This window comes from Streptomyces sp. NEAU-174 (assembly GCF_052665095.1).
The window spans coordinates 1-14,905 of sequence record NZ_JBQTCE010000014.1; the positions used below are offsets into that span (position 1 = coordinate 1).

Annotated in this window: 10 protein-coding genes; 9 read left to right on the plus strand and 1 reads right to left on the minus strand. The window is 72.1% G+C overall.

Translation table 11 applies throughout. The annotated features are described in order from the left end of the window. A partial coding sequence (locus tag ACT2CW_RS34140) for a lanthionine synthetase C family protein (protein ID WP_445519391.1) occupies nucleotides 1-936 on the plus strand: 936 nt, incomplete at its 5' end. Further along, entirely contained in the window at nucleotides 933-4,007 is a 3,075-nt protein-coding gene (locus ACT2CW_RS34145) for a lantibiotic dehydratase (RefSeq protein WP_445517470.1), read from the plus strand. The genes ACT2CW_RS34140 and ACT2CW_RS34145, both read left to right, overlap by 4 nt. A 27-nt stretch (nucleotides 4,008-4,034) precedes the next feature. On the opposite strand, the gene pdxA is transcribed toward ACT2CW_RS34145, so the two are convergent. Further along, a complete protein-coding gene (pdxA, locus tag ACT2CW_RS34150) occupies nucleotides 4,035-5,048 on the minus strand; it encodes a 4-hydroxythreonine-4-phosphate dehydrogenase PdxA (protein ID WP_445517469.1) in 1,014 nt (337 codons plus the stop codon). 574 nt (nucleotides 5,049-5,622) lie between these two features. Between pdxA and ACT2CW_RS34155 the strand changes: the two genes are divergently transcribed. The 7 genes from ACT2CW_RS34155 (at nucleotide 5,623) to ACT2CW_RS34185 (ending at nucleotide 14,905) form a co-directional block, all read left to right on the plus strand. Beyond that, the gene (locus tag ACT2CW_RS34155; RefSeq protein ID WP_445517468.1) at nucleotides 5,623-6,603 is read left to right on the plus strand and encodes an aldo/keto reductase; all 981 of its coding nucleotides are present in this window, start codon (nucleotides 5,623-5,625) and stop codon (nucleotides 6,601-6,603) included. A 39-nt stretch (nucleotides 6,604-6,642) separates the two neighbouring features. Next, nucleotides 6,643-7,428: an HpcH/HpaI aldolase family protein gene (locus tag ACT2CW_RS34160; protein WP_445517467.1), complete on the plus strand. Its 786-nt coding sequence runs from the start codon at nucleotides 6,643-6,645 to the stop codon at nucleotides 7,426-7,428. Beyond that, on the plus strand, nucleotides 7,428-8,381 hold the full coding sequence (locus ACT2CW_RS34165) for a phosphoglycerate dehydrogenase (protein ID WP_445517466.1): 954 nt from the start codon (nucleotides 7,428-7,430) through the stop codon (nucleotides 8,379-8,381). Before ACT2CW_RS34160 ends, ACT2CW_RS34165 begins: the two co-directional genes overlap by 1 nt. A gap of 100 nt (nucleotides 8,382-8,481) precedes the next feature. Then, nucleotides 8,482-9,909, plus strand: a complete 1,428-nt coding sequence (locus tag ACT2CW_RS34170; RefSeq protein ID WP_445517465.1) for an Nramp family divalent metal transporter — start codon at nucleotides 8,482-8,484, stop codon at nucleotides 9,907-9,909. A 191-nt stretch (nucleotides 9,910-10,100) separates the two neighbouring features. Continuing rightward, complete coding sequence (locus ACT2CW_RS34175; protein ID WP_164422860.1) at nucleotides 10,101-10,676, plus strand: PadR family transcriptional regulator; 576 nt, start codon at nucleotides 10,101-10,103, stop codon at nucleotides 10,674-10,676. 237 nt (nucleotides 10,677-10,913) lie between these two features. Next, the gene (locus ACT2CW_RS34180) at nucleotides 10,914-12,467 is read left to right on the plus strand and encodes a class I adenylate-forming enzyme family protein (RefSeq protein WP_445517464.1); all 1,554 of its coding nucleotides are present in this window, start codon (nucleotides 10,914-10,916) and stop codon (nucleotides 12,465-12,467) included. A gap of 5 nt (nucleotides 12,468-12,472) precedes the next feature. Beyond that, nucleotides 12,473-14,905 (plus strand): xanthine dehydrogenase family protein molybdopterin-binding subunit, encoded by a 2,433-nt coding sequence (locus ACT2CW_RS34185; RefSeq protein WP_445517463.1) that lies wholly within the window; start codon nucleotides 12,473-12,475, stop codon nucleotides 14,903-14,905.

Below are 14,905 nucleotides of genomic sequence, written 5' to 3' on the forward strand. Positions count from 1 at the left end.
CAGGCGAGCCGCTTGAGCGCCCACCGCGGCGGAATGCCGGTCCGTGACTTCGACCTCATCTCTGGGGCCAGCGGCGCCGCGGCCCCGCTTCTGACGCGCGATCCCCGCGGGACACTGCCGCAGCTGCTGGCCGCCCTCGTACGCCTGGTCGCCCCGAGGGACGGGCCACCGCTGTGGGCGACCCCTCCGGAGCTGATGAGCAACGAGGCCATGCGGCGCTCATACCCGGCCGGCAACCTCAACTGCGGTCTGGCACACGGGATTCCGGGACCGCTGAGCATCCTGGCCCTGGCCTTGGGGGAGGGGTACGAAGTGCCGGGCCAGGCCGATGCGGTGCGCCACGTGGCCGACTGGGTCGCGGGCCAGCGCAGTGACGATCGCTGGGGCATCAACTGGCCCTGCGCGATGCCCCTGCCAAACGGCCAGAACCCGCCGAACGGCCGGAAGGGGCGTGCGCTCGGCCACTCGGAGTCCAGCCGGCGGCCCGCTCCGCCCGTCCCGGCCCGCAGCGCCTGGTGCTACGGCGCTCCCGGCGTGGCCCGCGCGCTCTGGCACGCCGGACAGGCATTGGACGACGACGGCCTGCGCCGGCTCGCGGTCGATGCCATCGCCGCCGTACTCCGCCGCCCGCCAGGGGCCCGCGACATCGACTCGCCGACCTTCTGCCATGGCGTGGCGGGGCTGCTCCAGGTCGTCCTGAGATTCGCCGCCGACACCGGGCTGCCACTGCTGACGAAGGCCGTCGACCCACTCGTCGATCAACTGCTCGCCGCCTACGCGCCCGAGCGCCCCATGGGCTACGCCGACCTGGAGCAGGGACGGAACCCCGTGGATCGCGCCGGACTCCTGGACGGCGCGTCAGGCATCGCCCTGGTACTCCTCGCCGCCGCCACCGACACCGAGCCCACCTGGGACCGGTTGTTCCTGCTGTCATGACCTCCTGTGAGTACCGGCCGCTCGGGTGGGCGCTGGTCCGCGCCCCCCTGCTGCCGTTCCGCACCCCGGCCGTATCGGCGCCACCGGGTCCCGGTGGCTCTCTGCTCCCCACGGATCCACGGGCTCGCCTCGCGGTCCTGGTGGCCAGCCGTGACCTGACCGCGGCCCTGGAGCGCGCCCGCCCTGACGATGCCGCGGCGGCGCGGGTGCGGCGCAAGCTCATCCGATACCTCATCCGCATGAGCACCCGGCCGACCCCCTTCGGCCTCTTCGCCGGTGTCGGTCTGGCTCATTGGGCCGACGCCACCGACCTGGCCCTGACGGCGGAGCCGCCGCGTACCCGCACCCGTCCGGACATGGCGTGGCTGCTGGACCTGGTCGCCCACTTGGAGCAGGACCCCGTCGTCCGCGCCGAGCTCCGGCTGGTGGCGGACCCGGCGGTCACCGTACGCGGAGACCGCGCGTGGCTGACGGACGGCTCGGCCTCCGAGACCTCCATCAGGGCCACCGCGGCGGTTCTCCGGGTACTCGAGGCGGCCCGGCTGCCCACCCCGGTCGGCCACCTGGTGGAGGCGGCCGGACGGCTTCCCGGCGCGACGCCCGAGAGGGCCGCCGTACTGGTCGACCGCCTGTGGTCCCAAGGATTCCTGTTCTCGGAGCTACGGCCGCCGCTGACCGGTGGCGATCCGGCGTCCCATGTGCGGCGGTGCCTGCGGGGCGTTCCGGCCGCCCGGGACGTCACCGATCGACTCGCGGCGCTCACGGACGACCTGGCCCGATGGGACCGGCTTCACCTCGAGGCCCGCGCCCGGCCCTGGCCCGGCCTCCTGGAGCGCGCGAACAGCCTCCACCCCGTTCCGGACGGCGACCCGGTCTTCCAGACCGACATGGCGCTCCCACTGCGATGCGCCGGTCTGCACACGACCGTGGGAACCGAGGCGGCACGCGCCGCCGAACTCCTGCTCCGCCTGAGCCCGTATCCGGCGGGGAGCCAGGAACTGGACGGCTACCGGCGGGCCTTCCTCGCCCGGTACGGGCCGGAGCGTCAGGTCCCGCTGCTGGAGTTGCTCGATCCGGACACCGGGCTCGGCCCGCCCTGGGAGCACGCCCCGCACAGCTCGGTCGAGCCGGGAGAGCAACAGCGTGGCCGACTCCTGCTGGACCTGGCCCTGTGTGCCAACCGTGACCGCCGCGCGGTGCTGGAGCTGACCGACGAGCACATCGACGGCCTCACCATCGCCCCTCCGGCGCCCGCGGACTGTCCCCCGTCGCTCGACCTGTCGCTGCTGGTCGCGGCCACTTCACCCGCCGCCCTGGACGCCGGGGACTTCCAGCTGGTCGTCGGCCCCAACCCGGGAGCGCCCGCGGCCGGCCGCCACCTGGGCCGGTTCGCCGACCTGCTGGGCCCCGACGCCCACCACGCGCTGGAGGAGGCGGCTCGAGCCGAAGAGGAACTCCAGGCCGACACCCTTCCGGTCGAGGTCGTATACCAGCCGGACCCCGCCCGCTCGGCCAACGTCGCCATCAGGCCCGCCCTGCGGACCCATGAGACCGTCCTCGCCACCCAGCCCGGAGTGGAGCCGGAGCGCGTCGTACCACTGGAAGAACTGGTCGTCGGGGTCCGGTCCGGGCGCTTCGTCATCGGCTGGCCGCCCCGGCATGCCGAAGTGGCCGGAGTGCAAGGGCATATGCTCAACCCCTGGCGCGCACCCGCCCCGGCCCGCTTCCTGCTGGCGGCCGCCACCGATGGCCGCCGCCAGTTCGCCTCGTTCTCCTGGGGTCCCGCCGCCGGTTCGCTGTTCCTGCCCCGGGTCCAGCGGGGTCGCGTCGTCCTCGCACCGGCGCAGTGGCGTCTGGACCGCACCGGCTCGCTCGCGGTGGCGTCCGACGGCCGGTTCCACGCCGAGCTGGCCGCCTGGCGGGCCGACTGGCACGTCCCGCGCCATGTCTATCTGACGGTCGGCGACAACCGGCTCCTGCTCGATCTCGAGGAGCGCGACACCGCCGAGGTGCTACGGGAAGAACTGCGAAGGGACTCCGAGGGCCGGTCGATGCTCCTCCAGGAGGCGTTGCCGGGGCCCGAGCACGCCTGGCTGCCGGGCACCGCGGCCAGTGGCCACATCTGCGAGATCGTGGTGCCACTCGTTCGCCGTACGCGTGCTCCTCAGCAGGACCCGCTCGCATCGGCCGCACCGGCCGCGCCCGCCGTCCCGCCCGCTCACTCCGTTCCGTCCGAGGCCCGGCTGCGCCCTCCGGGCAGCGAGTGGCTGTATCTGAAGCTCTACTGCGGCTCCTGGCGGCAGGACGAACTAGTGGCCGGTCCGCTGCGCACCTTCGCGGAGACCGTCACCGCCGCCGGCTTCTGCGACGGCTGGTTCTTCCTGCGCTACGCCGATCCGGAGAGCCATCTGCGCATTCGCTTCCACGGCGACCCGGCGACACTTCTGGGACCACTGGTCGAGCAGGCCTGCTCATGGGCCGCCGACCTGATGCGCGCGGGCGACTGCGCCAGGTTCTCCTTCGACACCTATGAACCCGAGATCGAGCGGTACGGCGGTGAGGACGGCGTTCGCGCGGCGGAGATGGTCTTCGCGGCGGACAGCCCGATCGTCGCGCGCCTCCTGCATGCGAGCGGCGCGAACCGGCTCTCCCTCGATGCCCTGACCCTGGCGGTCGTCACCGTCGACGACCTGCTGGACGCTCTGGGAATGTCCGAGGAACAGCGCGTGGAGAACTACCGGACAACGGCCTCGGCGTCCCGGTCCGGCGGTGCCGTGTACCGGGAGCGGAAACAGGGACTGCGGCGGGCCCTCGGCCTTCCCGGGACGCTCGACCCCACCCTCGCCCCGCTCCTGGCCGCCCGCCGTGCGGCCCTGGCCCCCGCTGTTGATCTGCTGACAGCCCTGCGGGACATCAACCGGCTCCACCGCCCGTACGGAGATCTCTGCCGCGCCCATGTGCATATGCACCTCAACCGCCTCCTCGGCGCGGACCCCGCCGAGGAGCACACCGTCCTGGACCTTCTCCGCCGCACCCGCGAGGGTCTCGCCAGGTCACCGGTCGCCCGCTGACCCGGGCCCTTCGCCGGAGGCGGTGGTTCAGGCCGCCGGGGGGATCGGCACCGTGGCCATCTCGGTCGCCTGGCGCAGCGCCTCGACCATGCTGCCCGCCTCCGCCGTGCCCGTTCCGGCGATGTCGAAGGCGGTGCCGTGGTCGACGGAGGTGCGGATGACGGGCAGGCCCACGGTGAGGTTGACACCCGCCTCGATGCCCAGGACCTTGACCGGGCCGTGGCCCTGGTCGTGGTACATCGCCACGATCAGGTCGTAGTCGCCGCGTGAGGCGAGGAAGAAGGCGGTGTCGGCGGGGAGCGGGCCGCGGGCGTCGACGCCGTCGGCGCGCAGCTTCTCCAGGGCCGGGACGATCTTCTCGGCCTCCTCGCCGTAGCCGAACAGGCCGTTCTCGCCCGCGTGCGGGTTGATGCCGCAGACGCCGATCACGGGGTTCGGGGTGCCGGCGCGGACCATCGCCTCGTGGCCGCGGCGCACGGTGCGCTCGACGAGGCCGGGCTCGATGCGGTGGACGGCGTCGATCAGGCCGATGTGCGTGGTGACGTGGATGACCTTCACCTTCTCGGTGGAGAGCATCATCGAGACCTCCTCGGTCCCGGTCAGATGGGCGAGGAGTTCGGTGTGGCCGGGGTAGAGACGGCCCGCGGCGTGCAGGGCCTCCTTGTTGAGCGGTGCGGTGCAGATGGCGTGCACCTCGCCCGCCACGGCGAGCTCGGCGGCGCGCTCGATGTACGCGTACGCGGCGCCCCCCGCGACCGTCGACAGCTTGCCCCAGGGCAGCTCGGCGGGGAGCAGGCCGAGGTCGACCACGTTGACGCGGCCGGGGGTGAACTCCGCGTCGCGCGGGTGGTCGACGGCGGCGATCTCGCAGTCCAGGCCGAGGACGCGGGCCGCCTCGCGCAGCCGCCGGGCGTCACCGATGACGACGGGGCGGCAGCGGGTCAGGACGGCGTCGTCGAGCAGGGCCGCGACGACGACCTCGGGGCCGATACCGGCACCGTCGCCCATGGTGACGGCAATGAGGGGGAGGGGGGTGGACATGAGAGCAGCTCCTAGGCGGGAGGCGGGAAGCGGTGGCGGACGGCAGGAGAGGCGGACGGCGACGGGTTCGGGTGGCGGCCGTGGTGGCAGCCGGACGGGGCCGCGGCGCGACAGCGGTGCGCGGCGGCGAGTACCCGGCACCGTCGATGGACAACACGGTCGGGCCCAGTGAGGATCATGGCATAGGCTGCGTGAACTGCGCGATACATCTTGCGTGATTTACGCAACCGTGCGAGCGTTCCCATGGCGCCGACGGCCATCACCCATGGACCGTGTCGCCGTCGTGGGCGCGACGCTGACCGGCTGACCCAGCGGATCGCATCGCACCACACTCGGCCGCCGCGCGGCGCGTCGCCGGAAACCGCCGCGGCGACCGGTCGGGGCCACGGAGCCGCATGGCGCCATGCGCGCCATGCGCGCGATGCGCACATCACGCGTGTGATCGCCTATGAGCACGACCGCACCACCCGCGCCTCACCCGCACCACCGCCTCATCCGCACCACGCACCACCCGCGCCACGCACCACCGGCACCACCCGCACCACGCACCACCCGCCTCGGAAGGAACCCGCCCGTGACCGTCGGCCTCGCACTCCCGCATGTGCCCGTCCCGCTGTCCCCTCTCATCCTCGGGACGATGACCTTCGGCGACACCGCCGACCGCGCGACGGCGGCCGCCATGGTGGACGCCGCGCTCGACGCGGGCATCACCGGCGTGGACACCGCCAACGGCTACGCGGGCGGCGAGAGCGAGCGCATCCTCGCCGAGCTGCTGCCCGGCCGCCGCGACCAGGTGGTCCTCGCCACCAAGGCCGGTATCCCGCACCCCGACCAGGGCGAGCACGCGCCGCTCTCACCCGAGGGGCTGCGCGCCGCGCTCGACGGGAGCCTCAAGCGTCTGGGCACCGACCACGTCGACCTGTTCTATCTGCACCAGCCGGACCGCCGGACACCGCTCTCCGCGACCCTGGCGACCGTCGCCGAGTTCGTACGGGCGGGCAAGGTCCTCGCCCTCGGCGTCTCCAACTTCGCCGCCTGGCAGATCGCCGAGCTGAACCGGGTGGCCGACGAGGTCGGGGCGCCCCGCCCGGTCGTCGCCCAGCAGCTCCACAACCTCCTCGCGCGCCGCATCGAGGAGGAGTACGTGGAATTCGCCGCCAGTACCGGACTGCGCACGGTGGTCTACAACCCGCTCGGCGGCGGCCTGCTCACCGGCCGCCACCGCTTCGATCAGGTTCCGGAGGGCGGGCGCTTCGGCGACTCCAAGGTGGCCGCGATGTACCGCGAGCGGTACTGGAACGAGGAGGTGTTCCAGGCCGTCACCGACCTCGCCCGCATCGCCTCCGAGGCGGGGCTGCCGCTGACCGAGCTGGCCCTGCGCTGGCTGCTGTCCCGGCCCTCCACCGACGCGCTGCTGCTCGGCGGCTCCAAGGCCGAACATCTGAAGGCCAACATCGCCGCCGCGTCCGCGGGCCCGCTGCCCGCGGACGTCCTGACCGCCTGCGACGAGGTCGGCGCCCGGCTGCGCGGCCCGATGCCCGCCTACAACCGCTGACCCCGCCGCCCACCTCGCAACGTCGCAAGGGAGACACCCATGGCCACCGGCCGCACCTCCGCCCAGTTCATCGCCGCACTGCGCAATCGCGAGCAGCTCATCGGCTACTGGTCCCTGCTCGACTCGCCGATCGCCGCCGAGCGCCTGGCCCGCGTCGGCTACGACTACCTGGCCTTCGACGCCCAGCACGGCCTCTTCGGCTACCAGGGCATGCTGCACAACCTCCTCGCCACCGACACCAAGGGCAGTACCGCCGTCGGCATGGTGCGCGTCGAGGCCAACGACCTCACCTACATCGGCAAGGCGCTCGACGCGGGGGCGAGCGCCGTGATCGTCCCGATGATCAACACCGCCCAGGACGCCGCCGACGCCGTGGCCGCCGTCCGCTACCCGCCGCTGGGCCGCCGCTCGTACGGCCCGATGCGCGCCCAGCTCCGCATCGGCCCGAACCCGGCCGACGCACACGACCAGACCGCCGTCCTCGCGATGATCGAGACGGCCGACGGACTGGCCAACGTCGAGGAGATCTGCCGGACCCCCGGCCTGGACGGCGTCTACATCGGCCCGTCCGATCTGCGCCTGGCCATCGGCGGCGCGACGTCCACCGACCCCGCCGTACAGGAGGAGTTCGAGCAGGCCCTCGTCCGCGTCCGCGAGGCGGCCGAGGCGGTGGGCATCGCGGCCGGGATTCACAACGCCGACGGTGAGAGCGCCGCCCGTCGCCTCGCCGAGGGCTTCACGTTCGCGACGGTGGCGTCCGACGTCGTGCACCTCCAGCAGATCGCGACGTCCCACCTCCGGGCGGCGCGCGGCGAGGCCCGCTGATGCCGACCACGCTCATCACGACACCCACCTTCGCCCGGCATTCGGCGCGGCCCTGGCAGATCCTGGAGGCGGCCGGAGCGGGTCCCCTGCGCCCCCGCGAGGACACCGCGCTGCCCACCGCCGAACTTCTGTCGCACGCGGCCGAGGCGGATGCGCTGATCGTCGGCATGGACCCGATCACCGCCGAGGTGATGGACGCCGCGCCCCGCCTCAAGGTGATCGCCAAGCACGGTGTCGGCGTCGACACCATCGACGTGGCCGCAGCCCACGCGCGCGCGATCCCGGTGGTGTGCGCGCCGGGCAGCAACTCGCGTGCGGTGGCGGAGTACACCTTCGGCCTGCTGCTGTCCGCGGCCCGCTCGCTGACCGCCTCGCACACCGCGGTGGCGGCGGGCGGCTGGCCGAAGCTGTTCGGCCCCGAACTGCACGGCAAGACGCTGGGCATCGTCGGCTTCGGCCGCATCGGCCGCCTGCTGGCCGGCTACGCGCGCGCCTTCGGGATGGAGCTGCTCGCCCAGGACCCGTACGTCCCCGAGGCCGACGTCCGCGCGCACGGCGCGGAACCGGCCGCGCTCGACGCCCTGCTGGAGCGCGCCGACGCCGTCAGCCTGCACACCCCGCCCGACCCGTCCGGCGCGCCGCTGCTCGACCGCGCCCGCCTGGCGGCGATGAAGCCGGGAGCGATCCTGGTCAACGCCGCGCGCGGCGGCCTCGTCGACGAACGCGCGCTCGCCGATCTGCTCGGCTCCGGGCACCTCGGGGCCGCGGCCCTCGACGCGTTCGGCACCGAGCCGCTGCCGGCCGACCACCCGCTGCGCGGGGCCCCGCGCACCGTGCTCACCTCCCACATGGCCGCCTGCACCCCGGAGGCCAACCGGGCCATGGGCGCGATGGTGGCCGAGGACGTCGTCCGCGTACTGGCGGGTGAGGAGCCGCGCCACCCGGCGCGCTGAGACACCACGGCACACGGCATCACGGCACGCCCCCACACCACCCCTGCCCGCATTTTCCGGATACCGGCGACGACGCCGGAAGATCCTCTAAGGACCCGCTATGTCCACCACGACCGACGGCGCCACGGCGGCGCCGCCACCCGCGCAGGCCGACCCGTACGCGCTGCGCGCCGAAGACGCCCGCCCGGCCCCCGAGACCTTCCGCGGCCGACTGCGCCACCTCGGCCCCGGGCTCGTGCTGTCCGCCGCCGTCGTCGGCTCCGGTGAGCTGATCACCACCACCTCGCTCGGTGCGAAGGCCGGGTTCGCCCTGCTGTGGCTGGTGATCGTCTCGACCGCGGTCAAGGTGTGGGTGCAGATGGAGCTGGCCCGCTGGACCATCCTCAACGGCCGCCCCGCGCTCGACGGGTTCCGCGACGTCGGCCCCCGGATCGGCCCGCTGAGCTGGATCAACTGGCTCTGGATCGGCATGGACTTCGCCAAGATGTTCCAGCGCGGCGGCATCATCGGCGGCACCGCGGCCGCCTGCTCGATCCTGCTGCCGATCCGGGGCGGGTCGCTGAGCACATCGTCGCTGACAATCTGGGCGATCATCGTGACCGGCGCCGCCATTCTCATCCTCCAGACGGGCAAGTACCCCGTCGTCGAGCGGGTCGAGGTCGTCGGCATCACCCTCAAGACCATCATCACCTTCGGCCTGGCCCTCGCCCTGCCGTTCACCGCCTTCGGCTACGGCCCCGAGCAGTTCGCCGACGGGCTGAGCTTCCAGATTCCCGCGGGCACGGTCGGCATCGCGCTCGCCATGTTCGGCATCACCGGTGTCGGCGCCGACGAGATGACGACGTACACCTACTGGTGTCTGGAGAAGGGCTATGCCCGCTGGACCGGCCCCGACGACGGCAGCGAGCAGCGCGCCCGGCGGGCCGAGGGCTGGCTCAAGGTCATGCGGCTCGACGTGGCCGTCTCCTGGGTCGTGTGCACCATCTGCACCCTGTCCTTCTACGTGATCGGCGCCTCGGTGCTCCATCCGCAGGGCCTGGTGCCCGAGGGTAACGAGATGATCACCACGCTGTCGCACATCTACACCGACACACTCGGCCCCTGGGCGGAGTACCTGTTCCTGGCCGGTGCGATCGCCGTCCTCTTCTCGGTCACCGTCGCCTCGTCGGCCAGCGTTCCCCGTCTGTGGACCAACACCCTCGGGCTGCTCGGCGTGGTCGACTGGCACGACATGCGCATCCGCACGCGCACCATCCGCATCCTCACCTGCTGTCTGCCTCCGGTGTGGATGTGCATCTTCCTGTGGGTGCAGTCGCCGGTCCTGATGGTGCAGATCGGCGGCATCGGCGGTGGCATCTTCCTGCTCGCGGTCGTGGTCGCGGTCTGGCGCCTGCGCTACACCGGTGTCCCGCCCCGCTTCCGCGCCAACCCCTGGCTGACCGCCGCCCTCGTCATGAGCAGTGTGGCGATCGCCTTCCTCGGGGTGTACGGAGTGCTCGACACCCTCGAACTCACGCCCGGGAGCTGAACCGGCGACGGGACGTGCTCGTGCCGCCCCCGCACCGCACACCGCCCGACCCCTGTCGCCCCGCCATGCCGGTGCCCGCCCGCCTTCCGAAGGCGGCGGTGCCGGGCGAACACGGCGGGGCGTCGGTGGTGAACTGCCGCTTCCCCACGCCGAAGCACACGGGTCCTGGGCGCCACGGTACGCTTCGGACCATGTCAGCGTTCCGGCTCTCGACGACGTCGTACGTGGTTCTCGGGATGATCGCCATGCGTGGCCCGTCCACCCCCTACGACCTCAAGCGCGCGATCGGCCGGTCGGTGGGCTACTTCTGGAACTTCCCGCACGCTCAGCTGTACGCGGAGCCCAAAAGGCTTCAGGGGGCCGGGCTTCTGGATGTGCACGAGGAGGACACCGGGCGGCGGCGCAAGATCTACACGATCACCGAGGCGGGCGACGCCGCGCTGCGGGCCTGGCTGGCCGAGCCGGTCAAGGAGCACTTCGAACTGCGCGACATCGCGGAGATCAAGCTCTTCTTCAACGAGTTGGCGGAACCGGACGACGTGGCGCGCCTGGCCCGGGACCAGATCGAGCAGCATGAGCGGCGCATCGCGGAGTACGAGGAGATGCAGCGCCGTTACGGCGGGATCGAAGAGGTCTCCAGCCGTATGGTCACCCTCGAACTTGGTCTGGGCATGGAATACGCCGCTCGTGAGTTCTGGCGCGGTGTCCAGGAACGCGTCGAGCGCGGTGAGTTCTCGTCCATGAAGAGGCGGCCGACCGCCCGGTAACACCGGCGCACAGCACCCCGCCGCCATGCCCGCCGGGCATGGCGGCTTCTTGCGTGCGGGCATGCCCGGAAGCGCGGTCGGCGCGGGCGTCGTCTTCTCCGGACCGTTGACACCTTCCTCAGGTCGGCGTAGTTTCCAACCCCACGATGGTCCGAATCATACGGTGCGACTCGCACCGTTCGATTGGGAAGCTTCCGCCGAGCGCCGGCAGGCGCATGGGGAATGGAGAGGACCGCGATGGATCTGAGCACGGTTCTGCGCTGGACGGCCGAGCGCCATCCGCGTCGCCGGGCTGTCGGCGGCAGGACCCCGATGACGTACGGACAGTGGGACGCCCACACCAATCAGCTGGCACGGGCGATGGCCGAACTCGGGGTCCGCCCGCGGGAACGGGTGGTGCTCCTGAGCGCCGGAGGCGAACCACTGGCCAGCCTCCATCTGGCGGCGCAGAAGCTGGGAGCCGTCTCCGTGCCCCTGTCCTTCCGCTTCGCCCCCTCGGAACTCGCCTACTGCGTATCCGACGCGGAGCCGGCGCTGGTGATCGCCGACGAATCCACCTCGGCTCTCGCGCAGGAGGCGCTCGCCTCCGTCGAGGCGGTTCCGTGGATCCGCTCGGGAGACCCGGCCGAGGCGACCATCGAGCGCCTGGCGCGCGACCAGCCGGACGGCCCGCTCGACGTCCGGGTGTCCGAGCGGGACATCAGCGTCATGCTGTACACCTCGGGGACCACGGGCCGGCCCAAGGGCGTGCCGCGCACACATGGCGCCGAGTACCACGCCTCGGTCGCCCACCTGCTACAGAGCGGACAGTCGCTCTTCGACACGACGCTCGGCGTGATGCCGCTGTTCCACACCATGGGGCTGCGCACACTCATCGCCACCGTTGTCGCCGCGGGCACCTGGGTCCCCCAGACGAGGTTCGACGCCGGGGAAATGCTCGACCTCATCGCCCACGAGCGGATCAGTTCGCTCTACCTGGTGCCTACCATCTACTGGTCGCTGTTGCGCACCGGCCGCCTGGGACAGGCCACCTCCGTGCGCAAGCTGGCCTACGCCGGCGCTTCGATGACTCCGACGCTGGTGCGGCAGTTGGCGGACACGCTGCGGCCGGAGTCCTTCGTCAACCACTTCGGATCCACCGAGATCTACACCTTCACCGTCGGGACCGACGTCATCGCCAAGCCGGGATGTGCGGGCCGGGCGGGGGTCTTCTCCCGGGTCCGCCTGGTGGAGCCGTTCCCGGACGCCCCGCCCGATGCCGAGGTGGCGCCGGGCGAGCAGGGGCAGATCGCCGTCTCCATGCGCAACCCGGACGCCTTCGCCGGCTACTGGCACCGGCCCGACGCGAACACCAAGTCGATCCGCGGCGGCTGGTACTTCCCCGGTGACCTCGCCGTCGCCGACGAGGACGGCGACCTGTGGGTCACCGGACGCGTTGACGACATGATCAACTCCGGGGGCGAGAACATCTATCCGGACGAGATCGAGGACAAGCTGATCGGCTGTCCGGTGATCAGCGAGGTCGTTGTCGTCGGGCTTCCCGACGACCGCTGGGGACAGGCCGCCACCGCCTTCTTCGTCCCCGAGAGCGGGACGACCCCCGACCACGCGCTGACCGAGCTGCGCTCCTATGTGCGCGAGGGCTCCGGACTGCCGTCCCTCAAACGCCCCAAGCGCCTCATCGCCGTCGAGGAGATCCCGAAGTCGGGCGCCGGCAAGATCCTCCGCCGTCGGCTGAGCTCCGGCGACTACCACCCGCTGGCCGACAGCGACACCGCGACAGACAGGTGAACCACGTGACCGCGACCACGGAACGGCCGGGGCGGCCGACCGCACGGATCGAGGACCCCGCACTGCTCACCGGCCGGGGCCGCTTCCTCGACGATCTCGACCCGCTGCCGGGCACCCTGACCGCCGCGGTCGTCCGGAGCCCGCATCCGCACGCCCGCATCCGCGGCGTACGGCTCGAACGGGCGCGGCGGCACCCCGGCGTCGCCGCCGTGATCGGTCCCGATGAGGTCGCCGCGACACTGCGGCCGTTCCCGCTCTCTCTCAAGACGCCCATGCCGTACTACCCGACGGGCACCGACAAGGTCCGGTTCGTCGGTGAACCGGTCGCCGTGGTGGTGGCGGCGGACCGCTACCTCGCGGAGGACGCCGCCGAACTCGTCGAGATCGACTACGAGCCGCTGCCCCCGGTGGTCGACGCCGAGCAGGCCCTCCTGCCCGACGCCCCACGGCTGCACGAGGGCGCCGACAGCAATGTGGCGACCGACCGGACCTTCGAGTTCGGCGATGTGGACGGCCACTTCGCCACCGCCCACCACGTGGTGAAGGGCAAGTACACCTTCCCGCGGTACTCCTCCACCCCGATGGAGTGCTACGCGGTCGTCGCCCACTGGCAGGACGAGGCCGACGGACCGGGCGTTCAGGCGTGGGCCAACTTCCACGGGCCGTTCTCCATGGTCCCGGTCCTGGCCGGGGCGCTGGGCGTACCCGCCTCCCGCGTCCGGCTGATGATCCCCGCCGACAACGGCGGCAGCTTCGGCATCAAGGCCGGCATCTACCCCTACGTGGCCCTGATGGCGCTGGCCAGCAAGCACGCCGGCCGCCCGGTGCGCTGGACCGAGGACCGCATCGAGCACCTGCTCGCCAGCTCCGCCGGATCCGACCGTGTGATGTGGTTCGAGGCCGCGGTCTCCGCCGACGGCGAGGTGCGGGCACTCCGCGCGGATCTGGTGGACAACGTCGGCGCGTATCTCCGCCCGCCGGAGCCCAGCACGCTGTACCGCTGCTTCGGCAACATCACCGGCGCGTACACGATCGACGCCGTGCGGATCCGCTCCCGCGCGGTCGTGACCAACAAGACCCCCACCGGACTCAACCGTGGATTCGGCGGCCAGCAGTTGTACTTCGGCCTGGAACGGCTGATGGACAAGATCGCCGGGGTCTGCGGCCTGGACCCGGTCGAGCTGCGGCAGCGCAACCTCGTGGGCAGTGACGACTTCCCGTACACCACTCCGACCGGCGGCGTCTACGACTCGGGCGACTATCGGCGCGCCCTGGACATGCTGCTGAAGAACGCCGACTACCAGGCACTCCGGGAGGAGCAGCGCGCGGCGCGGGAGCGCGGTGAGTACTACGGCATCGGCGTCGCCACCATCGTCGACCCGTCGGCGACCAACATCGGCTATGTCAGCCTGGCCACCCCGGCCGAACAGCGCACGGCGGGGCGCGGCAAGTCCGGCTCCACCGAGCACGTACGCGTCAGCGTCGACCTCAATGGCATCGTGTCCGTCCTGCTGGGCACTGTGCCGCAGGGGCAGGGCCACGCCACGGTCGCCCAGGCCGTGATCGCCGAACAGCTCGGGCTGCCGCTGGACCAGGTCCGTCCGGTGGTCGAGATGGACACCGCCACCACCCCCTGGACGGTGACCTCCGGCAGCTATTCGTCGAGGTTCGCCCCCTTGCTGACCAGCGCGCTGGTCGAAGCCGGCGAAAGGCTGGCCGAGACGGTCAAGGTCGCCGGTGCCACCTTGCTGGACGTCCCGGCGGACCGGGTGGAACTCGCCGACGGCAGGGTCCGGGTCCGGGACCAGCTCGAGCGGTCGGTGCTGTTCCGGCACGCGGCCGGGCTGGTCCACTGGGACCCCGGAGCGCTGCCCGAGGGCACCACCGCGCGGCTGTACGAGGAGGCCGCCTTCACACCCCCTCAGTCGAAGGCCGCCAGCCGAGGCGACCAGATCAACTCGAGCCTGTGCTACGGATTCGTCGCCGAGCTCGCCACCGTACGCATCGACGCCGAGACCCGGCAGCTCCGGCTCGAGAAGGTGGTGACCGTCCACGACCCGGGCACCATCCTCAACCCCACGCTCCTCGAAGGCCAGATCCACGGCGCGCTCGCACACGCCATAGGCGGTGCGATGTTCGAGGAGATGCGCTACACCGACGCCGGGCAACCGACGGCCACGTTCATGGACTACTTGTGTCCCACGACGGCCGAGACACGGTACGCGCTCCACAGCGACCACCTCGAGACCCCCTCACCCCTCACCCGCCTCGGCGCGAAGGGCTGCGGCGAGGGCAGCAGCATGAGCCTCCCCGCCGCGATCGCGGGCGCCGTCGCCGACGCGCTCGCCCCGGCGGGCGTGGACATCACCACCCTGCCCCTGCACGGAAACGTACTCAACGAGCTGCTCAACGGCAGTGACAGCGAAAGGGATCTGTGA